The organism is Promicromonospora sp. NPDC050262 (genome assembly GCF_040655935.1).
Taxonomy (GTDB): domain Bacteria; phylum Actinomycetota; class Actinomycetes; order Actinomycetales; family Cellulomonadaceae; genus Promicromonospora.
On the sequence record NZ_JBFAKX010000018.1, the window covers coordinates 1 to 25,712 of the forward strand.

The window sequence follows — 25,712 nt, forward strand, 5'->3', positions numbered from 1 at the left end:
TCGTTGACGGTTTGTGCGTGGGCGGCGGCGAAGGCGCCGGCGAGGCGTTCCTCGGCGCGGCGTAGCCGCATGGTCACGGCGTGGGGGCGTACGCCGAGGTCGGTGGCGATGTCGGTGACGGCCATGTCGTGGACGTGGCGGTCCAGGAGGATCTTGCGGTCGTCGTCGGCGAGGTCGGACAGGGCGGTGCGGAGCATGCTGACGTCGGCTTCGCGTTCGGCGTCGAGCTCGGCGCCGGCGGCGGGTGGGGTCAGGCCGTCGAGGGTGTCGTCCTCGACCGGGCGTGCCCGCCCGGCTTCGCGGGTCATGGAGATGGCTTCGTTGACCGCGGCCCGCCGCCAGTAGGGGGCGGGGTCGTCGATGGTGCCGCCGGTGGAGACGATGCGGACCATCTTCTCCAGCGCGCGGCTGGTCGCTTCCTCGGCGTCGATGCCGGGTACGCGTGCTGCGACGGAGCGCACGACGTTGGGCCGGTGCACCACCCAGTCGTCGACCGGTGCGTCATCGATGGTCACGCCGGTGTGCCCCTTTCTGCGCAGAGCTGTCCCCACTCAGATGTTGCCCGGGACGCGCAGCCTGGGGTCTGCTGCGCAGTGGGATTACGGTGGGAGATACGGGTTAAATGTGTTGATCGGCCTACACGTGATTGATGTCTGAAATGGCACGCGAAAGGCGACGTTCCGCCCGATCCCGCTCGGTCCAGCATACGTAACGGGACTTCAATATGGCCCGCGACGGCGGATGAAATGGGTCTCAGATGTGCCGTCCGGGCGGTGGCCAGCCACGCCGCGTGACGGCACAAGAATGTGCCCGTCGAGACCCACGCCTACGACCGGGCCCGAGGACTGACGCGGGGGGCCGCGCACTTCAGCGGGCGGGGCCGAAATCGAGTGGGTGGCGGGCGGTCCGGTGCCTAGGATCGCCGCATGTCGAACTCCGTGCCCGCACCGATCCACCCCGCCGTCGAGAAGGTCACCGCGGCACTCGCGGAGGCGGGCGCCACCGGCCAGGTCCGCTGGCTGGACGACGCCGCGACGACCGCGGCGCTGGCCGCCGAGTTCCTCGGCATCGGCGTGGGCCAGATCGCCAACTCCCTGGTGTTCCTGTTCGACGGGACGCCGACCCTCGTGCTCACGTCCGGCGCCCACCGCGTGGACACGGCCTGGCTGGGGGAGCAGGTGGGCGCCATGATCACTCGGGCGTCGAAGGAGCAGGTCCGGGAGGCGACGGGCCAGGTCATCGGCGGGGTCGCGCCCGTGGGCCACCCGGCGCCGGTGCGTACCTACATCGACACCGCGCTCGGCGCCTACGACGAGGTGTGGGCGGCGGCGGGGCACGCCAAGACGGTCTTCCCGACGACGTTCGACGAGCTGGTCCGCATCACGGGCGGCACCCCGACGCCGGTCACGCCGGAGGGCTGACAGTGCTGCCCGCTCGTCGTCGGGCGTGTCCATGGAACGCCACCTCGGCAGTCTGTCGGGAGCCACTGACACTCACGGCGGCTGTCAGCCGAGCGCGCCCCTCCCCGCGGTGAGCGAGATCGTGCCCAGCACCAGGAACACCGGGGACGCCAGGATGCCGCACCAGAAGCTCGGGGCCGCGACCCGGCGGGGCAGGAACAGGCTCGCGACGCCCGCCGCGGTGACGAGCACGGCCGCGAGCATCATGATCGGCTGCTCGAACACGAGCGCCAGCGGCGCGAAGTGGGTGCCGACGACGATCAGGACGGTGGGCGCCAGCAGGTGCCGGCGGTCGGTGCGCGCGTAGAAGATCGCGAGCCCGGCGATGACCGCGACCTCCAGCCAGAACACCACGATGTAGGCGATCACCGCGGGGCTTCCCGAAGCCATCGCCGTGGGGGTGTCCCAGTTGCGGATCAGGGTCGGCAGGCCGAGGCCGAGCAGCACCAGGCCGCCGGCGCTGAGTGCCCCGAGCACGACCCGCCAGACGACGCCGGCCGGCGGCCGCTCCTGCGCCCACCCGGCCCACACGAAGGTGACCGTGCCGAACAGCACCGCGGTGAACACCAGGTCACGAGCGAACTCCACGTTCAGCATCTCCGACCACCTCCGGGCGCAACGCTAGCGAACAACGCGCCCGTTTTGTTCCCTTAGCGGCTGACTCGGATTCAACAGGCTCCACGCGACCATGACCGCATGCTTCATGGTCGCCTGAAGCCTGCTGAACGAGGGTCAGCACCAGCGGTCAGCGCAGCCCCGTGACCGTCACCCGGATCGAGAGCAGCAGGTTGGTCGCCGTCACGAACAGGACGTTGCGCTTCGCGCCACCGAACGTCAGGTTCGAGCAGACCTCGGGCAGCAGCAGCTTGCCCAGCAGGGTGCCGTCGGGGTCGAGGCAGTGCAGACCGTCGTGCGCGGCCGCCCAGATCCGGCCGCCGTCGTCGACCCGGACGCCGTCGAACGTGCCGGCGTCGCAGGTGGCGAGCACCTCGCCGCCGGTGAGGGTCAGGTCGGGGGCGACGTCGAAGCGCCGCAGGTGCTTGCGCTCGCTGTCGGCGACGTAGAGGGTCCGCTCGTCGGCGGAGAAGGCGAGGCCGTTGGGCCCGGCGAAGTCGTCGGTGACGCGGGTGAGCGAACCGTCCGGGTCCCGGCGGTAGACGTGGGTCCCGCCGATCTCGGGCGTGGCCGCGAAGCCCTCGTAGTCGCTCTGGATCCCGTAGGTCGGGTCGGTGAACCAGATGCTCCCGCCGCTGTGCTCCACCAGGTCGTTCGGGCTGTTCAGGCGCTTGCCCTGCCAGCGGTCGGCGAGCGTGGTGACGGTGCCGTCCGGCTCGGTGCGGGTGACCGACCGGGTGCCGTGCTCGCACTGGAGCATGCGGCCCGCGCGGTCGACGGTCCGGCCGTTCGCGTAGCCGCCCGGGCTGCGCCACACGCCGACGCCGCCCGTGGCCTCGTCCCACGCGAGGACGCGGTCGTTCGGGATGTCGCTGAACAGCAGGGTCCGCCAGGCGGGCGAGTACGCCGGGCCCTCCAGCCAGCTGCCCTCGTCGAAGAGCACCTCGGCGAACGTGTCGCCGCGCACGGGGGCGAACCTGTCGTCGTGGCGCTCCCACCGGGCGCGGATCCTGTTGACGGTCACAGCTGTCTCCTTCGTGACGAGCATGCGGTTGCTGCCGGTGCGGCCGTGATCCTGGCAGCAGCCGCGGGGTCAGTGCGCGGCCGCGCCGAGCACGTCGGCCGCCGTCGTGACCTCGATCAGCGGCGCGTACAGCCGCATGATCTCCAGGGCGCGCTCGTGGTTCTCCGGCGTCGAGCCCGCGCAGGCGTCCTCGACGACGAGGACCCGGCGGCCGGCGTCGGCGGCGGCCAGCGCGGTGGAGATCACGCAGCAGTCGGTGGCCACGCCCGCGAGCACCAGCTCGCCGGCCTCCTGGGTGGCGGCCGCCAGCTCCGGGCCCCACTTGCCGAAGGTGGTGCGCGTGACGACGGGCGCCCCCGCGGCGACGACGTCGGCGAGGTCGGTGATCTCGTACAGCGGGTCGTCCTCGGGCACGAGCGCGAAGGGCCACTGGTCGAAGTACGCGCGCCAGGCGCCGTCGGGCACCGCCGGGGCGACGTACCGCGTCAGGACGGTGCGCCCGGCGAAAGCGGGGAGCAGGCGCCGCGTCCCGGCGAGCGCGCGCGGATAGTCGGGGGAGGCCCACGGGCTGGGCGGGACGGCGAACACGTCCTGCATGTCGATCACGACCAGGGCGGCATCCGGCCCGACGGCGGCGGCTACCCGGGACGGCTCGACGGCGTCCGCACCGTCGCTCATCGCTCCTCCTGACGGCGCACCGCGCGGGCGCTCAGCAGGAGCGTCCCGACGAACCCGAGGGCCAGGGCGACCAGCACGCCGAGGTTGGCGAACGCCCAGCTCCCGTCCACGCCGCCGAGCGGGCCCAGCAGGTAGCCCTGCCAGGCCAGCCAGGGCGCGTAGGTGTTGGTCACCAGGCCCCAGCCGATGCCGGTACCGCCCACGACGAGCAGCACGGCGGCCCAGTTCACGGACCCGTACCGGCCGGCCGGGTCGTACAGGTCGGCGTCGGCGTAGTCGCGGCGGCGCAGCAGGATGTCGGCGAGCAGCACGCCGCACCAGGCGGCGACCGGCACGCCGAGGGTGATGAGGAAGCCCTGGAACGGGCCGATGAAGGAGTCCGCGACGAAGACGACGTAGATCGCGCCGACGACCATGAGCGCGCCGTCGATGGCGGCGGCCACCCAGCGCGGCGCGGGCAGCCCCAGGGACAGCAGCGCGAGACCGGAGGAGTAGATGTCGAGGGCGGCGCCGCCGATCAGCCCGGCCAGCGCGACCACCGCGAACGGGATGAGGAACCAGGTGGGCAGGATCGTGGACAGGGCCCCGATCGGGTCGGCGCCGATCGCCTCGTTCAGCACGGGGTCGGAGCCCGCGAGCAGCAGACCGAACACGAGCAGGACGACGGGGGCCAGCGAGGCGCCCAGCGTGGTCCACCCGACGATGCCGCGCCCGGAGGCGGAACGCGGCAGGTAGCGCGAGTAGTCGGCGGCCATGTTGACCCAGCCCAGCCCGAAGCCGGTCATCATGAACACGAGCCCGCCGATCACCTGCGGGCTGCCGCCGGCGGGGATCGCGGCGACCGTGGCCCAGTCGATGTGGTCGAGCACCAGCACGATGTAGACGACGGTGAGCACGGCGGTCAGCACCGTGATGACCACCTGCAGCCGCATGACGAGGTCGAAGCCGAAGACGCCCGCGACGACCACGATGCCCGCCACGACGGCGAGGGCCACGACCTTGGTGACGGTTCCGCCGCCCCAGCCGAGCGTCCCGAGCACGGTCGAGGTCGCGAGCGTGGCCAGCGCGACCAGCACCGTCTCCCAGCCGACCGTCAGGATCCACGACAGCAGCGACGGCAGCTTGTTGCCCCGCACGCCGAACGCGGCCCGGGACAGCACCATGGTGGGCGCCGACCCGCGCTTGCCGGCCAGCGAGATGAACCCGCAGAACAGGAACGACACCACGATGCCGATCGTGCCGACCACGACGGCCTGCCAGAACGACACGGCGAACCCCAGCAGGTAGGAGCCGTACCCCAGCCCGAGCACCGAGACGTTGGCCCCGAACCACGGCCAGAACAGGTTGCGCGGCGAGCCGCGCCGTTCGGCCTCGTCGATGGTGTTCAGGGCATTGGTCTCGACGCTCGTGGGCGCGCTGCTCATGGTGGTGATCCTGCCACGACGCACGAAGGGCCCGCACCGTCCTGGTGCGGGCCCTTCGTGAGCAGGTGTCGGGCGGAGCCGACCCGGGTGGGTCAGCCGATCCGGAGGTAGACCGGGCTGTCCTGCCAGATCTCGGTGTACCGGACGGTCTCGCCCGGGACCGGAGCCTCGACCTGCATGCCGTCGCCCGCGTAGATGGCGACGTGGCCCGGGGACCAGATGATGTCGCCCGGCTGCGCGTCGGCGGCCGAGACCTCGGTGCCGGAGTAGCGCTGCTGCGCCGAGGAGTGCGGCAGGGTGATGCCGACCTGGGCGTAGACGTAGGACGTGAAGCCCGAGCAGTCGAACCCGGCGGGGGTCGCGCCGGCCCAGACGTACGGGACGCCGAGGTACTGCATGGCGATGTCGACGATCTTGGACCCGGAGGTGGCGGCCGGGGCGGCCTTCTCCTCGGGCTCCTCGGCGACGGTGGTGGCCTTGACCTCCTCCTTGGCGGGCTCGGCCTCGACGACGGGCTCCGGCTCCGGCTCGGGCTCCGGCTCCGGCTCGGGGGCCGGCGTCACCTTGATGGTGCCGGTCTCCAGCGCGAACTCGCTGTCCGCGGCCACCTTCACGGCGGGGGCGGTGTCCACCTTCGCCGTGGTCAGGGCGGCGGTGTCCACCTCGGTGTCGGCCGACTTCTGCACGGCGTCCTGGACCGCGTCGCGCACGGTCTCGAGCTCGGCGGTGTTGGTGCTGGGGTCGTTCGCCGGGGCGGCGTTGGCCGGGATGGCGAGCAGCGAGACGAGGAGTCCCGATCCGGCGGCGACGACCGCGCCACGGCGGGCGGTCGCGGAGATGCCGCGGGCTGCGGCGCGCGAGATCGGGGTCAGCGGGGTGAGGGGTGCGTGGGCAGCACGATGGCGCCCGGGCATGCGTGTGGTCACAGCAATTTCTCCCGGCGCCTACGAGGTGAGCTGTCGGATTCGGATCGGAGAATGACCCGGCCGCGTCCTGCTGGTGCGGCTTCACCCCAAGGGCACCTGGCGGTGCCCGCGTACTTGGTTCCCCCGTCCCTGTCATCTGTTCAGAGCAGATCTCGTGGCGGTGACAGGGCTCGGCGTCCTCCACGAGTGCCCACGGAATTCCCCGCGAGCGGGACCGACCGTAGCCCACCTGGGCCCGAAAGTCACGATCGCGTTACGGACATCCCGGCCAGTGCTGGAGCTATTGACCGGAATGTCCGACCTACGCTAGTGCGGCGGGCGCCGTCCGGATCGAGGGCGGCGCCCACCGGGCCGAAGGTCCCGACTAGGACATCTGTCCAGGTCGCACATTGTGGTTGCGGGCGAACAGGTTGTCCGGGTCGTACCGCCGCTTGACCGCCGCGAGCCGTTCGTAGGTCGCCGTCGGGTAGACGGCTGTGACGTCCGTCTCATCGGCCGTCGTGAGGAAGTTCGCGTACGCACCGCTGAGGTGCGGGGCGAGCTTGCCCCACAGCCCGTCCAGCACCGGCCGGGCGGCCTCGATCACGGGCGCCGGGCCGCCGGTGAAGGTCGTGACCATGAGCTCCGCGCCCCGGTGCGCGTACGCCGTGGCGTCGCTCGGCACCCGGGCCATCGCGCCACCCAGGCTCCGGATCGCGATGGACGGCGCACCCGCCGACGTACCGGCCTCGGCCAGGATCCGCAGGGTCTCCTGGACCGACTCGTGGTCGACGAGGCCGTCGTGCGCGATCACGTGGATGCCGGGCGGCGGCGTGCCACCCTCCACCAGGACGTCCGCGTAGTCCATCAGCGTGACGTCGTCCTCGATGACCGTCCCGAGCCGGCGGATCGGGTCCAGTGCCGCCGCCGCGGCGTCGGGGTCGTCGCCGTCGAACGCCACGTGCACCTCCACCGGGGCCTCCGGCCCGCCCGCCAACGGGTTGGCGAGGTTGGTGATGGACGTGACCTCCTCCGGGGCCGTGCGCAGGTAGTCCGCCCAGCCCTGGAGCACTGTGGCGGCCTCGCTCCCGGGGAACGACACCTTCCCGAAGAAGACGCGCGTGGTCCGGTGCGCCGCGAACTCGAACGACGTCACGACGCCGAAGTTGCCGCCGCCGCCGCGGATCGCCCAGAACAGGTCCGGGTGCTCGTCGGCGCTCGCGGTCACGACCGCGCCGTCGGCGGTGACCACCTGCGCGGCCACCAGGTTGTCGAGGGCCAGGCCGTACCTGCGGACCTTCCAGCCGATGCCGCCGCTCAGCGTGAGCCCCCCGACGCCGACGCTCTTGGTGTCGCCCGAGGAGATCGCCAGGTCGTGCGGGGCCAGGGCCTCCGCGACGTCGCCCCAGTGGGCGCCGCCGCCGATCCGCACGAGGTGCCGCTCGGCGTCGACGACCTCCACGGTCGCGAGCGGGCTCAGGTCGATGACGATGCCGCCGTCGTTGGTGCTGAAGCCGGGAAAGCTGTGGCCGCCGCCGCGGACCGACAGGGCGAGCCCGGAGCCGGCGGCGAACCGGACGGCCGCCTGCACGTCGCCCACGGTCTTGGGCCGCAGGACGTAGGCCGGGCTGCCCACGACGAGCCGCGAACGCGCCACCGACTCGTAGTCGGCGTCGCCCGGCTCGATGATGTCGCCGCCGAAGTCGCGGCGCAGGGTGTCGAGTGCTGAGGTCATGACGTTCCTTCCAAGCGGTTGTGCCGAACGAGGAGTCGACTCGCCAGGCCTGGAAGATGTGACCGGACGACGGCGTGACCTCGGTCACGCGGGCGTCGGGACCGCCCGTCAGCGCGTCACCGCACCCCCGCCAGCACCGCCTCGGCCACCACGAGGTCCTCCCACGACATGCCCGTGCTCTTGAACACGAGCGGCCGTTCCGGGTCGGGGCGGACGGCGCCCGTGACGACGTCGCGCATCGGCACCAGGTCGCCGGCCGCCAGGGCGCCCTCCGCGATGGCGAGCACCACGTCGCCCGCCTCGCGCAGCGCGGCGCCCGGGTCCTCGACGACGACGGTGCCGCGCGCGAGCAGTCCGGCCGGCAGCTCCCGGGCGTCCGGCTCGTGCGAGCCCACCGCGATGACGACGGCGCGGTCCGCGATCAGGGCGGCGTCGAACAGCGGCTCGCGGGCCGACGTCCCGCACACCACGACGTCGGCGGCGCGCAGCGCGTCGTCGGACGCCGGGCCGCCCAGCCGGACGACGGTGGCGCCGTCGATCTGGGCGCCGTCGGTCGCCTCGGTGCGGGCCGGGTCGCGGACGAGCTGGGTGACGTCGCCCAGCGGTCGCCGTTCGCCCAGCGCGTCCGCGAGCGTCGCGACGTGCCCGTGCCCCTGCGGCCCCGCGCCGACGACCGCGACCTGGAGCGGGTCGGCGGCGTCGAGCAGCCGGTCCAGCACCGCCGCGACCGACACGGCGGGCGTGCGCAGCGTGGTCAGTGCGATGCCGTCCAGCACGGCGACGACGCCGAGCGTGGCGGCGTCGAGCAGCAGGTACGAACCCTGGACACGGGGCAGGCCGAGCGTCGCGTTCGCGGGGGCGACCGTGGCGACCTTGATCCCGACGTGCGCCCGGTCGCCGCCGCCGTCCGACGGCATGAGCAGCAGCTCGCCGGCCGGCACCGGCACGCCCTGGCGGGGCAGGTCGGCGGCCGGGTCCAGCCCGGCCGCGAGGGCGGCGCGGAGGGCGGCGACGGCGTCGGCGGGGGAGCAGGCGGCGGCCACGGCCGCGGCGTCCAGCACGAGGGGCGCGCTCATCGCAGCACGAACCCGGGCACGAGGGTGTCGGCGGGGTCCACGACGAACCGGTGCTCGCCCGTGCGGTACGCCGTGCCGGTGACCTGGGGGACCACGGCGTGCAGGTCGCCCACCCGCGTCGTCCCGACGACGGCGCCCGTGAACGTCGAGCCGACGATCGAGGTGTGCTCCAGCACGGGGCCGCCGACACCGACCCGGCCGTCGTCGGCCAGCACGGCCAGCCGGGCGCAGGTGCCCGAACCACAGGGCGACCGGTCGACCTGGCCGTCGGCGAAGACCGTCACGTTGCGCTGGCGCACGGTCCCGTCGGCGTCGGTGCCGAGGTCCTCGTACAGGATGGTGCCGTACACACCGCTCAGGCGCGGGTCGGTGGGATGGACGGCGAGCCCGTCGGCGTCGAGCGCCTGCTTGATCTCGCGGCCCACGGCGATGAGGTCCGCGTAGCTCGCCGGGTCGACCACCAGGCCGAGGCTCGTGGCGTCGACGCTCGCGTAGATCGCGCCGCCGTAGGTCAGGGTCGCCGACGCCGTGCCCCGCGTCGTGGGCACCGCGAGGTCGCGGGCCAGCACGTAGCTGGGCACGTTCACGAAGTCGACGCCGACCGTGCGTCCGCCGGCCCGGTGCACCCGTGCGGTGACGCGGCCGGACGGGACGTCCACGACGACGTCGACCGCGCCGTCACCGGGCGCCGCCACCAGGCCCGTGTCGACGGCCCAGGCGCCCAGGGCGATGGTGCCGTGCCCGCAGGCGGTCGAGAAGCCGTCCTTGTGCCAGAAGAGCACGCCGAGGTGGGCGCCGTCGTCGTCCGGCGGCACGATGAACCCGCCGTACATGTCCGCGTGCCCGCGCGGCTCGGAGCACAGCAGCCGCCTCAGGTCCTGGGCGTCGGTGCTCGCCAGGGCGCGGGCGCGGCGGTCGGCCACCGAGTCGCCCGGCAGGGGGACGGGCGGCTGCGCGACGATCCGGAACGGCTCGCCCGCCGTGTGGTAGTCGGTGGTGGCGACGGTCTGCGTGATCACGCCGCCATCCTCGGGCATGGGACGTGGGCCGTCCACGCGCGCTGCGCGCACGTCACCTCGGCGCACTGACGCCCGGCTCAGACCTTGTCGGCGGGCGCGGGCGCCGGATCGTCCTCCGGCGTCGGCGAGTCGTCCGGCGTCGGCGCGTCCGCCGGCACCGGGCCGTCGTCCGAGGTCGGCGCGTTCCGTGCTGCCCGCCGGGCCTTCCGCTGGGCCGCGTCGGCGTCGTCCTGGAACACGTTGTCGAGCGTCACGACGAACGTGGTGAAGAGGGTCACGAGAATCGCGATGACCCACAGGGTCCACTGCAGCCAAGCCCATGGCGCGAGCGACCCGAGCCACCAGAAGACCCAGGCGATGCCGCCGCCGACCAGGACGATGAGGATCGCCCCGATCACCTTGCCCGCATCGAGCTTGCGCCGCGGGCGCTGCTTGCTGACGCGGGAGCCGACGGCGCGCCGCGCGGCCCGGGTCGCCAGCTCGTTGAGCGCGTCCTCCAGGGCCTCCTTGCCCTCACCCTCCGGCATGTCCCGGTGGATGGTCACGAGCCGGTGCAGCTTGCGGTCGGTGCCGGGCACCACGCCGAGGAACGCCGCGAACGCCGACACCACGGCGCCGAGTGCGGGCAGCCCCACCGACAGGATCGACACCATCTCCGAGGTGATCACGGCGCAGAGCCTATCCACGCGGGGGTGATTCCCGCCGGGTTTTGACCACAGCAGTTGCTGCCAGCGGGCCGCGGGTTCTGGCAGCAACCACTGTGCTCGACGCCGCCGCTCGGAACCGCGTCCTCCACCAAAGGTCGGAGGGGGAGTGTGGTCCTGCGGGCGATGTGTCCCGGCATCCCGCTCGACAGGGTTGTCTCGTCCGGAGAAACACCCCCGGACCAGACCGAACACCTGCCGAGCGCGAGGAGCGCGACGATGTTCTCGTCCCACGACCACACACCCACCGAGCGGCCCGCCCGGCGCCGCCCCCGAGCGCTGGCGGCCCTCGCCGTGCTCGGGGCGCTCGCCGTCGCGGTCGCCGGGGCACCGGCCGCCACGGCGGCCGCGCTCCCGACGGCCGACCAGCCCACGCCACCCCCGCCGGTCACGGCCCCCGCCGGCGAGCACACCCTGGAGCAGTCCGACGTCGACGCCTGGCTCGACGGCCTGCTGCCCGCCTCCCTGGAGAGCGCCGGCATCGCCGGCGCCGTCGTCACCGTGGTGCACGACGGCGAGGTGGTCACCACGCGCGGTTACGGCCACTCCGACACGGGCACCACGGGCGGCGAGGCCGTGCCGGTCGACGCCGAGCAGACCCTGTTCCGCCCCGGCTCCGTCTCCAAGCTCTTCACCGCAACGGCGGTGATGCAGCTCGTCGAGAGCGGCGACCTCGACCTGGACACCGACGTGGCCGAGTACCTCGACCTCGACGTGCCGCGCCGGTTCGACGAGCCGATCTCGCTCCGGAACCTGCTCACCCACACGGCCGGGTTCGAGGAGCGGGTCGGCGGCCTCATCGGGTTCGGCGACCAGCCGGTCGTGCTCCGCGACGCCCTGGCCGAGGACCCGCCCGAGCAGGTCTACGAGCCCGGCACCGTTCCCGCCTACTCCAACTACGGCAACGCGCTCGCCGGCTACGTCGTCGAACGGGTCAGCGGCGTGCCCTTCGAGGAGTACGTGGAGCGCAACATCTTCGAGCCGACCGGGATGACGTCGTCGACCTTCGTGCAGCCGCTGCCGTCCGCGCTCCAGGACCGCATGTCGCAGGGGTACGCCACGTCGTGGGACGCCCCGGGGCAGTTCGAGGTCGTCGGGGCACCGCCGGCCGGCTCGCTCACGTCGTCCGCCCCCGACATGGCCCGCTTCATGCTGGCCCAGCTCGGCGAGCCCGGCGCGGGGTCGCTGCTGGAGCCCGACACGCTGGACCTGATGCACGCGCCCGCGCTCGACGAGAGCACGCTCGGCGGCCTCGCCGCGGCGCCCCGGATGACGCTCGGCTTCTTCGACGAGAGCCGCAACGGCCACCGGATCATCGGCCACGGCGGCGACACCCAGTTCTTCCACTCGCACCTGCAGCTCTACCCCGAGGAGCGGACGGGCATCTTCGTCTCGCTGAACAGCTCGGGCACCGACGGCTACGCCACCGTCCCGCTGCGCGAGGCCGTGCTGCAGGGCTTCACCGACCGCTACTTCCCGGCGGACGACGCCGCGGTCACCCCCGTCCCGGGCGTGACCGTCGACCAGGACACCGCACGCGAGCACGCCGCGATCGCCGAGGGCAGCTACGTCTCCTCACGCGGCGTGCAGAGCAACTTCCTCGCGACCCTCGACGTCCTGAGCCCCACCCGGTTCACCGCCACGGAGGACGGCCGGCTGCTGATCACGCCCGGACCCGGCTCGGCCACGCCCGCCCTCTACGAGGAGGTCGAGCCGTGGGTCTGGCGCGAGGTCGACGGCCAGCGCACCCTCGCCGTGCGCGTCGCCGGCGACCAGGTCCAGGCGATCGTCTACGAGGGAGCCTTCACGCTGCTGCCCGGGCAGCCGGAGCGCGCCCAGGGCGTGGTGCTCTCCGTGCTCGGGGCGTCCGCGCTGATCCTGCTGGTGGCCGCCGTGGCGTGGCCGGTCGGCGCGATCCGCCGCCGGGTGCGCAAGGAGTCCCTGCCGCCGGGCACCGGGCGCGTGTCCCGGATCCTGACGAAGATCGCGGCCGTCTGCGCCGTGCTCGCCCTCGCCGGCTGGGCGATCACCGTCACGACCGTGATGAGCCTGCAGGACATCCCCGAGGCGTCGCTGCGGCAGCTCCAGGCGGCCCAGGCGGTCGGCGTGCTCGGCATCGTCCCGGCCGTGCTGCAGGTGGTCGGCGCCGCCCGGCACCGCCACGGCTGGCGCCGGATCGTGGGCACTGCCCTCGTGGCGCTCGCCCTGGTCGGCGTCGCCTGGCTCGCCCTCGAGTTCCGGCTGCTCGCGCCGTCGGTATCGTACTGATCGATGTCCACGACAGGCGGGTCCACGAGAAGCGGGTCCACGACAGGCAGGCCCATCGTGCTCGACGACGTATCGCTCCCCGTGCGTCCCCGCCGGTTCGACGCGCTGCTGAACCGGCTGGGCCTGACCAGCGCGGTGGCGCGCGACCGCCTCCTGGCGGCGGTCGTGCTGGTCCTGACGGCGGCCCTGCTGCTGAGCCTGTTCGAGTTCGTGCTCGGGATCGAGGGCCCGACCATCGGCCCGGCGCAGGGTGTGGTGCTCATGGTCGCCGCGTGCCTCCAGGCACTCCCGCTCGTCCTGCGCCGGGTCCGCCCCGTCCTCTGCCTGGGCCTCGTGGTGGCCTGCCAGGTGATGATCGTCTTCGCGTCGCCCGCCGACCTGTCCGTCGGCGGCATCCCGCAGGTCATCGCCGGCTACACCGTCGGCACGCTGCTGCCCGTGCGCCGGGCACTGGCCGTCACGGGCGCCGCGGTCCCGGTCGCGGCGCTCGCCGCGGCCGGGACCGCCCTCGTGACCGGGAACGACCTGCTGGTGCCGGTGCTCAACCATCTCGCCTCGGGCCTGATCACCTACGTGGTCAGCGCCCTGGTCGGCAACGCGGTGGCCACCCGCCGCAACTACACCGAGCTGGTCCGGCTCCGGGCCGCCGAGGTGCTGCGCACGCAGCGCGCGACCACCCAGGCGGCCATCTTCGCCGAGCGCTCCCGCATGGCCCGCGAGCTGCACGACGTCGCCGCGCACCACCTCTCGGGGCTGGTCGTGCAGGCGGCGGCCGTCGAGCGGCAGATCGACAGCGACCCCGAGACCGCGAAGAAGGGCACCGCCTGGATCCGCGCGCAGGGCAAGGAGACGCTCGACAGCCTGCGGCTCATCGTCGGCGTGCTCCGGGAGCGCCCGGGCTCCGGCGGGTCCGGCGAGGACCCGCACGACGCGCCGCCGCCCGGGCTCGACGCCCTCGACGACCTGGTCCGGACGGCACGCGCCCTGGGCGACACCGTCGACCTGGACCGGGCGGGCCGGCCGCGGCCCCTGGCACCCATCGCCGACGCAGCGTTCTACCGGGTCGCCCAGGAGGCGCTGTCCAACGCACGCCAGCACGCACCCGGCGCGCCGGTCCACGTCGCCGTGCGCTTCGAGGAGCGGGAGGTGGCGCTCGAGGTGACCAACGAGCGCGCCGCCGGGCGGGCGCCCGCGGACTCCGCGCGCGGCTCGGACCGCCGGGGCATGGGACTGATCGGCATGGGCGAGCGCGCGCACCTGGTGGGTGCCGCGCTCAGCACGGGCGCGACGCCGTCGGGCGGCTGGCGGGTGCGGCTGGCGCTCCCGCTGCACCACGAGGTCACGACCACGACGCAGGCGAGCCCGGCGCTCGCCGAGGGGGGACAGCAATGATCAGGGTCATGCTCGTCGACGACCAGGCGGTGGTCCGGGCGGGGTTCCGGTTCCTCCTGGAGGAGGCCGACGACATCGAGGTGGTCGCCGAGGCCTCGAACGGCCCGGCGGCGGTCGAGCTCGCACGCCGCCACCACCCCGACGTCGTCTGCATGGACGTGCGCATGCCGGGCGGCGACGGGCTCGCGGCGACGCGCGAGATCGTGGCGCTCGGGTCCGACACGGCCGTGCTGGTCGTGACCACGTTCGACCTCGACGAGTACGTGTTCGGCGCCCTGGAGGCGGGCGCCAGCGGGTTCATCCTCAAGGACTGCGAGCCCGAGGAGCTGATCGACGCCGTCCGCCGGCTCGCCGACGGCCACGGCCTCATCGACCAGGCGGTGACCCGCCGGGTCATCACGGAGTTCGCCCGGCGCACGGCCCCGCCCCGCTCCGCCGCGGACGAGGCGGCGGCCGCGGCCCAGCTCACGGCTCGCGAGGCCGAGATCGTGCGGCAGCTCGCCCGGGGACTGTCCAACGCCGAGATCGCCCAGGAGCTCGTGGTGGAGACGAGCACGGTGAAGTCCCACCTCGGCCGCGCCATGGCCAAGGTGGGCACCCGCGACCGTCTCCAGACGGTGGTGTGGGCCTACCAGAACGGCCTGGTCCCGGGCTGAGCCTCAGCCGACCCGGAGCCCGTCGGGGGCGAACGGCGTCGGGTCGAAGGCGCCGAACCGCTCCCGGAACTCCGCCGCGCGGCCCGGCCAGAGGAGCGTGAGGCGGCCCGAGCGCTCGTCCACGTACCAGCTCCGGCAGCCGCCGCGCAGCCACACCGTCTCCGCCGCGCGGCGGTCCACCTCGCGCGTGTACGCCGCCTCGGCCGCCGCGGACACCTCCAGCGGTCCGCCCGTCGTGTCCAGGTGGTCGAGCGCGCCCAGCACGTAGCCGATCTGCGCCTCGATCACCTCCAGCGCCGAGTGGTGGCCGAGTCCCGCGTTGGGGCCGTCCAGCACGAACAGGTTGGGGAACCCGTGCACCACCGTGGAGGCGTGGCTCGTCATGCCGTCCGCCCAGTGCTCGGCGAGCGTGTGCCCGTCGCGGCCCGTGACCAGGTGCGCGAACGGCGGGCGCGTGGTCTCGAAGCCGGTGGCCAGCACGATCACGTCCACCTCGTGCCGGGCGCCCGAGGCCGCGACCAGCGTGGACCCCTCGACCGCCACGGGCGGGCCCGGCTCCAGCGTCACGTGCGGCTCCTGGAGGGCCGGGTACCAGTCGTCGCTGAACAGCGCGCGCTTGCAGCCCACCGCGTAGTCCGGGGTGAGCAGGGCGCGCAGCGCCGGGTCCGGCACCTGGGCACGCAGGTGCGCCTGCGCCCGCTCGCGCAGCTCGGTCTCCGCCGTCGTGCCCGCGATCCGGGCGTCGAACAGCCGCTCCGCCTCCGCGGCGAGCGCCGCGCGGTCGGGCGGCGCCTCGCCGGGCGCGTACGCCCGGTCCCCGCGCGGCAGCACCCAGGGCGGGGTGCGTTGCAGCACGACGACGGACGCCGCCCGCCGGGCCACCTCCGGCACGAGCTGCACGGCGCTCGCGCCGGTGCCGACCACGGCGACGCGCAGCCCGGCGGGCAGCTCCCGGTCCCAGCGGGCGGAGTGGAACACCCGGCCCGGGAACGTGGCCAGCCCCGGGATCTCGGGCACGCGGGGTTCGCTCAGCCGGCCGACGGCGGTGGCCAGCACCCGCGCCGTCAGTGGCCCGCGCGACGTCGTCAGTCGCCACGTGGCGGCGTCGTCGTCCCAGCGGGCCGACGTGAGGCCCGTGCCGAGGCGCAGGTGCGGGGTCAGGCCCTCGGACCGGACGACGTCGCGGACGTACCGGTGGATCTCCGCGCCGGGCGCGAACACCCGCGACCACCGCGGCTGCGGCAGGAACGAGTAGGAGTACAGGGCGCTGGGGATGTCGCACGCGACGCCGGGGTAGACGTTGTCGCGCCAGGTGCCGCCCACGTCGTCGGCGCGCTCCAGGAGTGTGAAGCCCGTGCGCCCGGCGCGCCGCAGGCGCACGCCGAGGCCGACGCCGGCCAGCCCCGCGCCGACGACCGCCATGTCCACGTCGGCGGCCGGGCCGCCGTCGTGCCTGTCCGCGTACGCCGCCGTCACCCCACCTGCTCGTACGTGGTGGTGCGCTGCCGCACCGGACGGCCGAGCTCGGCGGCCAGCCGCGTCACGTCCGTGACCGTGAGCTCGCGGCCCTGCTCCGGCCCGGCGTCGGGGTCCAGCGCGCCATCGAGGAGCACGCCGCCCAGGTCGTCGGCGCCGCCCGCGAGCACGCGCTGCGCGCCGCGCATCCCGAGCTTGGTCCAGGCGGCCTGCACGTGGTCGATCCGCCCGGCCAGCATGAGCCGCGCGACGGCATGCAGGGCGCGGCTCTCGCGCAGGGTTGAGACCCGTGCGCCGGGCACCGGGACCGGGGACTCGGACGGCAGCCACGGCATGGGGATCAGCTCGGTGAACCCGCCGGTCGCGTCCTGGATCCGGGCCAGGGCGCGCAGGTGCCGCACCTGGTCGCGCGCCGACTCGACGTGGCCGTGCACGATCGTCGCCGTCGACCGCAGGCCCGCGGTGTGCGCGGCGGTGACGAGCTCGACCCAGCGGTCGGCCGGGATGTCCGTGCCGCCCGTGAGCAGGGCCCGGACCCGGTCGTCCAGGATCCGCGCGCCCGTGCCCGGCACCGTGTCGACGCCGGCCTCGCGCAGGAGCCCGAGCCAGTCGGCGAGGGGCAGGCCGGCGCGTGCTGCGCCGTCGGCCAGCTCGGCCGGGCGGAACGCGTGCAGGTGCAGCCGGGGCCCGCCCTGCTTCACCGCCCGGGCGAGGTCGAGGTAGGCGTCGGCGCCGGCCGCCGTCGGCGGCACACCCTGCACGCACACCTCCGTGGCGCCCAGCGCGACCGCCTCGGCGGCGAGCTCCGCGACCCGCTCGGGCGGCAGGCCGAGCGACGCGTCGATGTTCCGGTTCACGGCGTACGTGACGGCGTCGCCGACCCGCTCGCGGCGCACCTGGTCGGCGAGCGCGGCGAGCTCCTCGAGGTCGGTCCCGTCCGCGCCGAGCAGCTCGACCCACGCGGCGTCGTCCGCCCCACCGGGATCGCCGTGGACGTCGCTCAACAGCCCCGCCAACCGCCCACCCGCCCCGCTGAGTGCTGGATTTTCGCCCTTCTCCGAGGCGGAACGGGGCGTATGTCCAGCACTCAACGGAACGGACGAGGGGAACTCGCCCAGGAGGGCGTCGTGGCGGGCCAGGCCGTAGTCGTCCGCGAGGGCGAGGACCCGGTCGCGCAGCCGGTCGTCGAGCCACTCCGCGCCCGCACGCGCCTCGCGCAGGTAGTGCGGGTGCGCGGTGAGCCGCTCGCGCAGCGTGTACCCGCCCTCGGCGGTGAGCCGGGCCAGGTCCTCGATGTGCGGCCAGGGGCGCTCGGGGTTGACGTGGTCGGGGGTGAGCGGGCTGACGCCGCCCCAGTCGTCGATGCCGGCGCGGACCAGGAGCTGGAGCTCGGCGGCGTCGGTCAGGTTCGGCGGGGCCTGCACGCGCATCCCGGGGCCGAGCAGCACGCGCGTCACGGCGACGGCGGCCGCGTACTCCTGGGTCTCCAGGTCGGCGGCGCCCATCATGGCCGTGGCGGACTTCGCGCGGAAGTTCTGCACGATCACCTCCTGCACGTGACCGTGCCGGGCGTGCGCGTCGCGCAGCGCGAGGATCGAGTCGACCCGCTCCGCGTAGTTCTCGCCGATGCCGAGCAGCACGCCGGTGGTGAACGGGATGCGGGAGCGGCCGGCGTCGTCGATCACGCGCAGGCGCAGGGCCGGGTCCTTGTCGGGGGAGCCGAAGTGCGCCTGGCCCTTCTCGGTCCAGAGGCGCGACGACGTGGTCTCCAGCATCATGCCCATCGACGGGCCGACCGGCTTGAGCCGCTGCAGCTCCGCCCACGACATCACGCCCGGGTTGAGGTGGGGCAGCAGACCCGTCTCGTCGAGGATCAGGCGGGCCATGTGGCCCACGTAGTCGAGCGTCGAGGCGTAGCCGTGGTCGTCGAGCCACTGCCGGGCCACCGGCCAGCGGTTCTCCGGTCGGTCGCCGAGCGTGAGCAGGGCCTCCTTGCAGCCCAGCGCGGCGCCCTGCCGGGCGACGTCGAGCACCTCCTCGGCCGACATGTACGGCGAGATGCCCGCCTTGGCGAGCTTGCCCGGCGTCTGCACGAAGATGCAGTAGTGGCACCGGTCCTGGCACAGGTGCGTCAGCGGGACGAACACCTTGCGGGAGTAGGTGAGGACGCCGGGGCGGCCGGCCTCCGTCAGGCCCTGGTCGCGGAGCGCCCCTGCGACGGCGAGCAGCCGGTCGAGGTCGGCGCCGCGCGCGTGCAGCAGCACCTCGGCGTCGGTCCGGGTCTCGGCGTCCGGCCTGCCCGGCGCGCTGCCGCCGCTCGCCTCCAGCCGGTCGAGGGCCGCGGCCAGGACCGCGGGGTCCGGGGGCTGCGGCTGGTCGTCGGGGCGCGCGGGCATGCGCAGTGTCAGGGGAACAGTCATGAGCCCACCTCGGGTGCGGGAACCGGATCGCGATGGTCCGGAGGGGACTGCCCGACACTATGTCATCGTGGTGTCACCCGACCTCGGCGAGGGTGCCCTCCTCGGCGGTCACGAGGGAGGCGATCGTCGCGAAGAACCGCGCGATCCCGGGCAGGTTGGCGCCCTTCTCGCGCGACGCGGCGAAGTCCTCCGACGTGCGCCACTCGACGATGTCGAGCCACTCGTCGTCCGGCAGCTGCACGAGGCGCGCCCCGAGAAAGCCGGTCCGGTCCGTCTCGAAGTCGGCGAGCATCGCCGGCCGTGCCGCCAGCATCGCGTCGATCCTCTCGGGCAGCACCCGGAATCGGGTCAGCTCCACGGACGTGCTCATCGTGTCTCCTGGGGTGTGCGGGTGGTTGTTCGCGCTCACCGTAGGACACAAAGGGGGTCATCCGGCTGCATGCGCGGTGTGGGAATCCCGGATATCACCCGCTCGATCATCTTGCTAGCGTCCCTGGGACCAGCAGGCGGGCAATGCCGCCGGTCTGCTCCGGCTCCTGACCGACTGAGGTGGTCTCCCATGGTTCTCCGCCGCGCACCGATCATCGTCGCCCTCGCCACGGCCGCGCTCCTGGCGACGGGGGCGGCCGTCGTGCCCAGCCTCGCGGCCACCGCCGTGGCCGCCCACGAGGCGCCGACGGCGGCCCGGCCCGGCCCGGCCGAGCCCGCCGCGGCACCCGCCGCCGCACCGGAGGCCGCCACGCCCGTCGAGGCGAACGGTCAGCTCAGCGTCTGCGGCGTGCGCCTGTGCAACGAGCAGGGCAAGCAGATCCAGCTGCGCGGCATGAGCACGCACGGCACCCAGTGGTACTCGCAGTGCGTGGACGACGCGTCGCTCGACACCCTCGCGTACGACTGGAACGCGGACGTCGTGCGGATCTCCACGTACGTCCAGGAGGACGGCTACGAGACGGACCCGGCCCGGTTCACCGCGCTGGTCAACCAGTACATCGACATGCTCACCGCGCGGGGCCTGTACGCCGTCGTCGACTGGCACATGCTCGACCCGGGTGACCCGAACTTCAACCTGGAGCGCGCCAAGACGTTCTTCACCGCGATCGCCGAGCGGAACAACGGCAGGAACAACATCATCTACGAGGTCGCGAACGAGCCCAACGGGGTGTCGTGGCAGACCATCAAGGGCTACCACGAGCAGATCGTCCCGGTCGTCCGCGCCAAGGACCCGGACGCCGTCATCCTGCTCGGCACCCGCGCCTGGTCCTCGCTGGGCGTCTCCGACGGCGCGAGCGAGTCCGAGGTCGTGAACAACCCGGTCAACGCCTCGAACGTCATGTACACGTTCCACTTCTACGCGGCGTCGCACGGCCAGGAGTACCTGGACACCCTGTCCCGCGCCGCCGACCGGATCCCGATGTTCATCACCGAGTTCGGCACCCAGGACTACGCGGGCGAGGGCGCCAACGACTTCGCCATGTCGCAGCGCTACCTCGACCTCGCGGCGCAGAAGAAGATCAGCTGGGTCAACTGGAACTTCTCCGACGACCACCGCTCCGGCGCCGTCTTCCGGGAGGGGACCTGCGGGAGCGGCTCGTACGGGACGGACCGCCTCAAGGAGTCCGGCACCTGGATCCGCGACCGGATCCGCACGGCGGACGACTTCTAGGTCGGCCGCTCTGGGCAGGCCTGGTCGCGTCGGCCTGGTCGTGTCGGCTTGGTCGCGCAGGCTTGGTCGCGCAGGCATGGTCGCGTCGCCTGGAAGCGTCGGTCTGGAAGCATCGCCCGCAAGGTGCACTCGATCAGCAGGTGCTGGCAGGGCTGAACGACGAACACCTCAGCCCCGCCTGATCCGGCTCTGCAGGACAATCCTGCAGAGCCAGATCAGGCGGGGCCCAGCCGGCCGGAGTTCTGCCCACCCGGCCGCCCTCAGCCGGCTGCGACGCACCCCGGAGCGAGGTTTGAGAAGATCGTCCGATGCGGATCATCCAGCTCCCGGCCCGAGAGATCACGCGGTTCGGCAGCGCCGGCGTCGACATGGACTTCCTGCCGCAGGTGCCCGACGCCGAGCGCACCACGGTGCACGTCGCCCGGATCGTGGCGGGCGGCACGCTGGGGGAGCACCCGGCGACGTCGCTCCAGGTCCTCGCCGTCCTGGCCGGCGAGGGCGTCGTCACGTCGAAGGGCGCCGACGGCGCCGCCGACGAGCGCTGGGAGATCGAGCCCGGCCAGGCCGTGGTCTGGGAACCCGGCGAGATCCACGCGACGACGGCGACCACCGACCTGCTTGCCGTGATCGTCGAGACCACCGCCGACGAGCTGCTCTTCCGCGACCACGAGGTGCTGCACGGCCCGCCCGCGGGCTGACCCGGAGCAGGGAGCACTACGCTCCCTCCATGGTGCTCACCGTGTCCGTCATCGGCGCCGGACCCGCCGGCCTCTCCGCCGCTGCCGCCCTGAAGGCCCGCGGCGCCGACGTCACCGTGCTCGAGAAGTCCGAGCACGTCGGGAACGCCTGGCGCCACCACTACGACCGCCTCCACCTGCACACCACGCGCGGGCTGTCCAGGCTGCCGGGGCTCGCGATCCCGCGGGAGTACGGCCGGTGGGTCGCGCGCGACGACGTCGTCCGCTACCTCGAGGCGTACGCCACCCACCACGACCTCCGGGTCGAGCACGGCGTCGAGGTCACGCACCTCGACCGGCCCGTCGCGGACGCCGGCGCGGACCGCCGCTGGACGATCACCACCACCGACGGCACCCGCACCGCGGACGCCGTCGTCGTCGCCACCGGCTACAACCACACCCCGCACGTGCCCGACTGGCCCGGCCAGGACGCGTTCACCGGTGAGGTCGTGCACGCGAGCCGGTACCGCAACCCCGCCCCGTACGCGGGCCGGCACGTGCTGGTGGCCGGCGTGGGCAACACGGGCGCCGAGATCGCGCAGGACCTCGCCGAGAACGGCGCGGCGAGCGTCCACCTCGCCGTCCGGACGCCGCCGCACATCGTGCCCCGCAACCAGGGCCCGTGGGCCGCGCAGTACACGGGCGTCCTGGTGCGCCACCTGCCCGATCGCCTCGTCGACGCCGTCGGCGTGGCCGTCCGCAGGGCCGGCGTCCCGGACCTGTCCGACCTCGGGCTGCCGATCCCGGACGTGGGCATCGCGACCCGCGTCGCCCAGGGTTCCGTCCCCCTGCAGGACATCGGCATCGTCGCCGCGGTCCAGGCCGGCACCGTGCGCGTCGTCCGCGCCGTCGAACGGTTCGAGGGCAGCGAGGTGGTCCTGGCCGACGGCGCCCGCCTGACCCCCGACGTCGTGCTGGCCGCGACCGGGTACCGGCGCGCGCTCGAACCGGTCGTGGGCCACCTGGGCGTGCTCGGCGACCGCGGCAAGCCCCTCGCGACCAACGGCCGCCCGGCCGCACCCGGCCTCTACTTCACCGGCTTCACCAACCCGATCAGCGGCATGTTCCTCGAGATGGCGGCCGACGCCCGCCGGATCGCACGGCACGCGACCCGCGGCAGGTAGGCGGATCCGACACGACGTATCGATTCGGTCGAAATGCTTGACACCTCGACCTCCGACCGGCAGCGTCCCGCGCATGAGCCGCCGAACGACCCTTGCCACAGCCGCCGCAGCTCTCGTGGCACTGACCCTCGGCGCCTGTGCGCCGTCCGCGGACAGCCCCGAGCCGGGCGCGGCGGCAGGGGCGGGGTGCGACGGCGACGCGGTGGCGCTGGACGTCTGGTCCTGGCGGACCGAGGACCTCAAGACGTACGAGCGGATCTTCGACGTCTTCGAGAAGGCCAACCCGTGCATCACGGTGAACTTCCAGGCCCACCTCAACACCGAGTACGACCAGATCCTGCGCACCGGCCTGACCGGGTCGGACGGGCCCGACATCGCGCAGGTGCGCTCCTACGGCCTGCTCCAGCCGCTCGTCGAGGGCGGCAACCTGGAGCCGCTGGAGGACGTCGTCCCGGCGCTCGCGGACTTCGACGACGCGATCCTCGACGGCTCGCGCGGCCGTGAGGACGGCGCCGTCTACGGCGTGCCGCTGGCCAGCCAGACGATCCAGGTCTACTACAACACCGCGATCTTCGAGGAGCACGGACTGGAGGAGCCCGAGACCTGGGACGACTTCATCGCGCTGAACGACACGCTCCTGGAGCACGACGTGACGCCGCTCGCGGTCGGCGCACGCGACGGCTGGTTCGTGCCGACCGTGCACGACGCCCTGACGGCGGCCCAGTACGGCGGCGCCGACTTCCAGGAGGCCCTGCGCGACGGCGCGACGGACTTCACCGACCCGGCCTACGTGGACTCGATCCAGACGCTGAAGGACCTCCAGCAGTACATGCCCGACGACGTGACGGGCGTGCAGTACACGGATGCGCAGGTGCTGTTCACCTCGGAGCAGGCCGCGATGTTCGCCGGCGGCTCGTACGAGCTCGCGTTCTTCCAGGACGCCAACCCCGACCTGGACCTCGGCGTCTTCCAGGTGCCCCCGCCGCCCGGATCGGCCCTGGACCACCCGGTCAGCGCCGGCTACGCGGACGGGAGCTGGGGCCTGTCGGCCACCACGGAGCACCCCGAGGAGGCCGAGACCCTGCTGAACTGGCTGGCGACGCCCGAGTTCGGGCAGCTCGTGGCCGACGAGCTCAAGCAGTTCTCGCCGATCCCCGGCGTCGAGTTCTCCGACCCGCTGCAGCAGGAGATGTGGGACCTGTACCAGGAGAACCCCGCGCCGTACCTGCTGCTCGTGGACTACCGCTACGGCGACCCCGTGGGCACGGACCTGATGGGTGAGGCGGGGCAGAAGCTCTTTCTCGGCGACACCGACGCCGAGGGTGCCGCCGACGTGATCCAGGACGGCCTGTCGGCCTGGTGGACGCCGGGCGAGTGAGCCGTCGCCGTCGAGCCGCGGCACTGCCCACGCCGGTCGCACTGCTCTTCATCCTGCCCGCCGCGGCGCTGTTCGCCGTCCTCGTGCTCTACCCGATGGCCACGGCGCTGACCTACTCGCTGTTCTCCTGGCGCGGCACCGCGCAGGACGCGTTCGTGGGGCTGGACAACTTCGTCGCGCTGTTCACCACCGAGCCGTACGCCACCCAGCTCCCGCGCGCGTTCGGGCACAACGCGCTCCTGTTCGCCGGGGCCATGGTGGTGCAGAACTCGCTGGGCCTCCTGCTGGCGTACGTGCTGCACCGGCGCGGCCGGCTGCGGCGCCTGTTCCAGGTGCTGTACACGATGCCGTACCTGGTCTCGCCGCTGGTGGTCGGCTACCTCTGGTCGTTGCTGCTCTCGCCGCTGTTCGGCCCGGTCAACGCCGCCCTGCGCGCCGTCGGCCTCGACGCGGTGGCCCAGCCCTGGCTGGGCGACCCCGACACCGCCCTGTGGGTGGTGGTCCTGGTGACCGCCTGGCAGTGGGTCGGGTTCCCGCTCCTGGTCTACGGCGCGGCCCTCGGCGCGCTCGACCCGACGCTGGAGGAGGCCGCGATGCTCGACGGCGCGAGCTCCCGCCAGCGCTTCTGGCACGTGACGCTGCCCCTCCTGACGCCGGTGATCGGCACGGTGAGCGTGCTGACGTTCATCTTCTCCATGGAGGCGTTCCCGATCCCGTACGCCCTGGGTGGGTCCAGCGGCAGCCCGGCCGGCGCCACCGACGTCATGTCGCTCCTCTTCTACCGCACGGCGTTCCACTCGGGGGCGTCCAACGCCATCGGCATCTCGTCGGCGGTGGCTATCGTGCTGTTCGTCGTGATCGTCGGGGTCTCGGTCGCGTTCACGCGCTGGTTCCGTCGCGTCGAACGGCGGCTGACGTGAGGCGGGCCGCGGTCGGCACGTTGCTGTGGGGCTACGCCGCCGTCGCGCTGCTGCCCCTGCTGGTCATGGTGTGGAACTCGTTCCGGACCGATCAGGAGCTGGTGGTGGAGCCGCTCGGCCTGCCGCACAGCCCGTCCCTGGACGCGTACCGCGAGGCGTGGGTCGAGGCGTCGTTCTCCACCTACTTCGTCAACTCGGTGCTGGTCACCACGGTGTCGGTGGTGCTGTCGACGGCGGTCTCGCTGCTGGCCGCGTACGCCCTGGCGCGGTCGCGCTCACGCCTGATGGCCGTGATCGAGCAGGTCTTCGTCTCGGGCCTGATGATGCCCGTGTTCCTCATGATCGTGCCGATCTTCTACCTGCTGGACACGATCGGCCTCGCGTCGACCCGGACCGGGCTGATCCTGGTCTACTCGGCCGTCTCGATCCCGTTCTCGGTGTTCGTGCTGGCCACGTTCCTGCGCCAGCTCCCGGACGAGCTGGAGGACGCTGCCCGGATCGACGGCGCCGGCCCCCTGCGCACGTTCTGGTCGGTGCTGCTGCCGCTTGTGCGGCCCGCGGTCGCCACCGTGGTGGTCTTCCGCTTCGTGCCCATCTGGAACGACTTCTTCTACCCGCTGATCCTCGTGCGCGACCGGACGCAGTACACGCTGCCCGTGGGCCTGACCACGTTCTTCGGGGAGTACCAGACGTCGTGGTCCACGCTGTTCGCCGGCCTGGTCATCGCGACCCTCCCGCTGGTGGTGCTGTTCCTCGTGGCGACGCGGCAGATCGTCGCGGGCCTCACCGCCGGCATGGGCCGGTGACGGCGCGCGCGGCTTGCGCTCTCGGCTGACATCGGTGGCGCAGGCGTCCGGCTGTGGGAGGCTGGAGGTGTGCGGCACGCCACCGGCCAGCATTCGGCGCCTGTGGTCGTGAGGCGTACTATTGACGGGTTGCCCGTGCGCCTGTCGTACGTCGCTGCCAGCGAGCAGCCGCAACTGAAGCAGAGCATCCCCGCGCCACCCGGGACGCAGTACGCCGGCGTGCGCGCACCCC

Annotated in this window: 23 protein-coding genes and 1 riboswitch; of the genes, 10 read left to right on the top strand and 13 right to left on the bottom strand. The window is 73.3% G+C overall.

Going from position 1 to position 25,712, the window contains the following annotated elements; all coding sequences use genetic code 11:
* Positions 1-515, bottom strand: a 515-nt coding sequence (locus AB0I29_RS22325) for a sigma-70 family RNA polymerase sigma factor (RefSeq protein ID WP_357485919.1), incomplete at its 3' end; no start/stop codon positions are given.
* Between the two features lie 411 nt (positions 516-926).
* Between AB0I29_RS22325 and AB0I29_RS22330 the strand changes: the two genes are divergently transcribed.
* Positions 927-1,421 carry a YbaK/EbsC family protein gene (locus tag AB0I29_RS22330; protein ID WP_357485921.1) on the top strand — a complete coding sequence of 165 codons (495 nt, stop codon included), beginning with the start codon at positions 927-929 and terminating at the stop codon, positions 1,419-1,421.
* Positions 1,422-1,505: 84 nt separating this feature from the next.
* On the opposite strand, the gene AB0I29_RS22335 is transcribed toward AB0I29_RS22330, so the two are convergent.
* The 9 genes from AB0I29_RS22335 to AB0I29_RS22375 all read right to left on the bottom strand — a co-directional run bounded on the left by AB0I29_RS22335 (position 1,506) and on the right by AB0I29_RS22375 (position 10,604).
* Positions 1,506-2,057, bottom strand: a complete 552-nt coding sequence (locus AB0I29_RS22335; RefSeq protein WP_285105296.1) for a hypothetical protein — start codon at positions 2,055-2,057, stop codon at positions 1,506-1,508.
* 148 nt (positions 2,058-2,205) lie between these two features.
* Entirely contained in the window at positions 2,206-3,099 is an 894-nt protein-coding gene (locus tag AB0I29_RS22340; protein WP_285105295.1) for an SMP-30/gluconolactonase/LRE family protein, read from the bottom strand.
* A 69-nt stretch (positions 3,100-3,168) separates the two neighbouring features.
* Positions 3,169-3,777 carry a cysteine hydrolase gene (locus AB0I29_RS22345; RefSeq protein WP_357485924.1) on the bottom strand — a complete coding sequence of 203 codons (609 nt, stop codon included), beginning with the start codon at positions 3,775-3,777 and terminating at the stop codon, positions 3,169-3,171.
* On the bottom strand, positions 3,774-5,201 hold the full coding sequence (locus tag AB0I29_RS22350; protein WP_357485926.1) for a cytosine permease: 1,428 nt from the start codon (positions 5,199-5,201) through the stop codon (positions 3,774-3,776). The genes AB0I29_RS22345 and AB0I29_RS22350 overlap by 4 nt, the downstream gene beginning before the upstream one ends.
* Positions 5,202-5,293: 92 nt before the next feature.
* Positions 5,294-6,127: a C40 family peptidase gene (locus AB0I29_RS22355; RefSeq protein WP_357485928.1), complete on the bottom strand. Its 834-nt coding sequence runs from the start codon at positions 6,125-6,127 to the stop codon at positions 5,294-5,296.
* Positions 6,128-6,130: 3 nt separating this feature from the next.
* Positions 6,131-6,283, bottom strand: a riboswitch (cyclic di-AMP (ydaO/yuaA leader).
* Positions 6,284-6,491: 208 nt separating this feature from the next.
* Complete coding sequence (locus AB0I29_RS22360; protein ID WP_357485930.1) at positions 6,492-7,841, bottom strand: FAD-binding oxidoreductase; 1,350 nt, start codon at positions 7,839-7,841, stop codon at positions 6,492-6,494.
* A gap of 116 nt (positions 7,842-7,957) precedes the next feature.
* Positions 7,958-8,917 carry an ornithine cyclodeaminase family protein gene (locus AB0I29_RS22365; protein WP_357485932.1) on the bottom strand — a complete coding sequence of 320 codons (960 nt, stop codon included), beginning with the start codon at positions 8,915-8,917 and terminating at the stop codon, positions 7,958-7,960.
* Positions 8,914-9,936: a proline racemase family protein gene (locus tag AB0I29_RS22370; protein ID WP_357485934.1), complete on the bottom strand. Its 1,023-nt coding sequence runs from the start codon at positions 9,934-9,936 to the stop codon at positions 8,914-8,916. Before AB0I29_RS22370 ends, AB0I29_RS22365 begins: the two co-directional genes overlap by 4 nt.
* Positions 9,937-10,013: 77 nt before the next feature.
* Entirely contained in the window at positions 10,014-10,604 is a 591-nt protein-coding gene (locus tag AB0I29_RS22375) for a hypothetical protein (protein ID WP_357485936.1), read from the bottom strand.
* A gap of 255 nt (positions 10,605-10,859) precedes the next feature.
* Here AB0I29_RS22375 and AB0I29_RS22380 point away from each other — a divergent pair, with 255 nt between their 5' ends.
* Genes AB0I29_RS22380 through AB0I29_RS22390 form a run of 3 tightly spaced genes read left to right on the top strand, consistent with a single transcriptional unit; the run spans position 10,860 to position 14,956 of the window.
* Positions 10,860-12,908 carry a serine hydrolase domain-containing protein gene (locus AB0I29_RS22380; RefSeq protein WP_357485938.1) on the top strand — a complete coding sequence of 683 codons (2,049 nt, stop codon included), beginning with the start codon at positions 10,860-10,862 and terminating at the stop codon, positions 12,906-12,908.
* A 57-nt stretch (positions 12,909-12,965) separates the two neighbouring features.
* Positions 12,966-14,300, top strand: a complete 1,335-nt coding sequence (locus AB0I29_RS22385; RefSeq protein WP_357485940.1) for a histidine kinase — start codon at positions 12,966-12,968, stop codon at positions 14,298-14,300.
* Between the two features lie 8 nt (positions 14,301-14,308).
* On the top strand, positions 14,309-14,956 hold the full coding sequence (locus AB0I29_RS22390) for a response regulator transcription factor (RefSeq protein WP_285105280.1): 648 nt from the start codon (positions 14,309-14,311) through the stop codon (positions 14,954-14,956).
* 3 nt (positions 14,957-14,959) lie between these two features.
* On the opposite strand, the gene AB0I29_RS22395 is transcribed toward AB0I29_RS22390, so the two are convergent.
* The 3 genes from AB0I29_RS22395 to AB0I29_RS22405 form a co-directional block, all read right to left on the bottom strand.
* Complete coding sequence (locus AB0I29_RS22395) at positions 14,960-16,432, bottom strand: NAD(P)/FAD-dependent oxidoreductase (RefSeq protein ID WP_357485942.1); 1,473 nt, start codon at positions 16,430-16,432, stop codon at positions 14,960-14,962.
* On the bottom strand, positions 16,429-18,852 hold the full coding sequence (cofG, locus tag AB0I29_RS22400) for a 7,8-didemethyl-8-hydroxy-5-deazariboflavin synthase CofG (protein ID WP_357485944.1): 2,424 nt from the start codon (positions 18,850-18,852) through the stop codon (positions 16,429-16,431). The genes AB0I29_RS22395 and cofG overlap by 4 nt, the downstream gene beginning before the upstream one ends.
* A 73-nt stretch (positions 18,853-18,925) precedes the next feature.
* Positions 18,926-19,222, bottom strand: a complete 297-nt coding sequence (locus AB0I29_RS22405; RefSeq protein ID WP_285105274.1) for a hypothetical protein — start codon at positions 19,220-19,222, stop codon at positions 18,926-18,928.
* 189 nt (positions 19,223-19,411) lie between these two features.
* Between AB0I29_RS22405 and AB0I29_RS22410 the strand changes: the two genes are divergently transcribed.
* From AB0I29_RS22410 to AB0I29_RS22435, 6 genes are all read left to right on the top strand, one after another.
* The gene (locus AB0I29_RS22410; protein ID WP_357485947.1) at positions 19,412-20,515 is read left to right on the top strand and encodes a glycoside hydrolase family 5 protein; all 1,104 of its coding nucleotides are present in this window, start codon (positions 19,412-19,414) and stop codon (positions 20,513-20,515) included.
* 308 nt (positions 20,516-20,823) lie between these two features.
* Positions 20,824-21,213, top strand: a complete 390-nt coding sequence (locus AB0I29_RS22415) for a hypothetical protein (protein ID WP_357485949.1) — start codon at positions 20,824-20,826, stop codon at positions 21,211-21,213.
* 29 nt (positions 21,214-21,242) lie between these two features.
* Complete coding sequence (locus AB0I29_RS22420) at positions 21,243-22,376, top strand: NAD(P)/FAD-dependent oxidoreductase (protein ID WP_357485951.1); 1,134 nt, start codon at positions 21,243-21,245, stop codon at positions 22,374-22,376.
* A gap of 73 nt (positions 22,377-22,449) precedes the next feature.
* The gene (locus AB0I29_RS22425; protein ID WP_357485953.1) at positions 22,450-23,754 is read left to right on the top strand and encodes an extracellular solute-binding protein; all 1,305 of its coding nucleotides are present in this window, start codon (positions 22,450-22,452) and stop codon (positions 23,752-23,754) included.
* The gene (locus AB0I29_RS22430; RefSeq protein ID WP_357485955.1) at positions 23,751-24,674 is read left to right on the top strand and encodes a sugar ABC transporter permease; all 924 of its coding nucleotides are present in this window, start codon (positions 23,751-23,753) and stop codon (positions 24,672-24,674) included. Before AB0I29_RS22425 ends, AB0I29_RS22430 begins: the two co-directional genes overlap by 4 nt.
* Positions 24,671-25,480, top strand: coding sequence for a carbohydrate ABC transporter permease (locus AB0I29_RS22435; RefSeq protein WP_285105265.1), 810 nt, complete (start codon positions 24,671-24,673; stop codon positions 25,478-25,480). The genes AB0I29_RS22430 and AB0I29_RS22435 overlap by 4 nt, the downstream gene beginning before the upstream one ends.
* The last annotated feature ends 232 nt before the right edge of the window (positions 25,481-25,712 follow it).

What these genes read in the sequence shown, in the direction of transcription:
- AB0I29_RS22360 (WP_357485930.1), bottom strand. Translation starts at nt 7,841, where the DNA reads ATGACCTCAGCACTCGACACCCTGCGCCGCGACTTCGGCGGCGACATC.
- AB0I29_RS22380 (WP_357485938.1), top strand. Translation starts at nt 10,860, where the DNA reads ATGTTCTCGTCCCACGACCACACACCCACCGAGCGGCCCGCCCGGCGC.
- AB0I29_RS22350 (WP_357485926.1), bottom strand. Translation starts at nt 5,201, where the DNA reads ATGAGCAGCGCGCCCACGAGCGTCGAGACCAATGCCCTGAACACCATC.
- AB0I29_RS22335 (WP_285105296.1), bottom strand. Translation starts at nt 2,057, where the DNA reads ATGCTGAACGTGGAGTTCGCTCGTGACCTGGTGTTCACCGCGGTGCTG.
- AB0I29_RS22405 (WP_285105274.1), bottom strand. Translation starts at nt 19,222, where the DNA reads ATGAGCACGTCCGTGGAGCTGACCCGATTCCGGGTGCTGCCCGAGAGG.
- AB0I29_RS22365 (WP_357485932.1), bottom strand. Translation starts at nt 8,917, where the DNA reads ATGAGCGCGCCCCTCGTGCTGGACGCCGCGGCCGTGGCCGCCGCCTGC.
- cofG (WP_357485944.1), bottom strand. Translation starts at nt 18,852, where the DNA reads ATGACTGTTCCCCTGACACTGCGCATGCCCGCGCGCCCCGACGACCAG.
- AB0I29_RS22420 (WP_357485951.1), top strand. Translation starts at nt 21,243, where the DNA reads ATGGTGCTCACCGTGTCCGTCATCGGCGCCGGACCCGCCGGCCTCTCC.
- AB0I29_RS22415 (WP_357485949.1), top strand. Translation starts at nt 20,824, where the DNA reads ATGCGGATCATCCAGCTCCCGGCCCGAGAGATCACGCGGTTCGGCAGC.
- AB0I29_RS22410 (WP_357485947.1), top strand. Translation starts at nt 19,412, where the DNA reads ATGGTTCTCCGCCGCGCACCGATCATCGTCGCCCTCGCCACGGCCGCG.
- AB0I29_RS22390 (WP_285105280.1), top strand. Translation starts at nt 14,309, where the DNA reads ATGCTCGTCGACGACCAGGCGGTGGTCCGGGCGGGGTTCCGGTTCCTC.
- AB0I29_RS22425 (WP_357485953.1), top strand. Translation starts at nt 22,450, where the DNA reads ATGAGCCGCCGAACGACCCTTGCCACAGCCGCCGCAGCTCTCGTGGCA.
- AB0I29_RS22330 (WP_357485921.1), top strand. Translation starts at nt 927, where the DNA reads ATGTCGAACTCCGTGCCCGCACCGATCCACCCCGCCGTCGAGAAGGTC.
- AB0I29_RS22345 (WP_357485924.1), bottom strand. Translation starts at nt 3,777, where the DNA reads ATGAGCGACGGTGCGGACGCCGTCGAGCCGTCCCGGGTAGCCGCCGCC.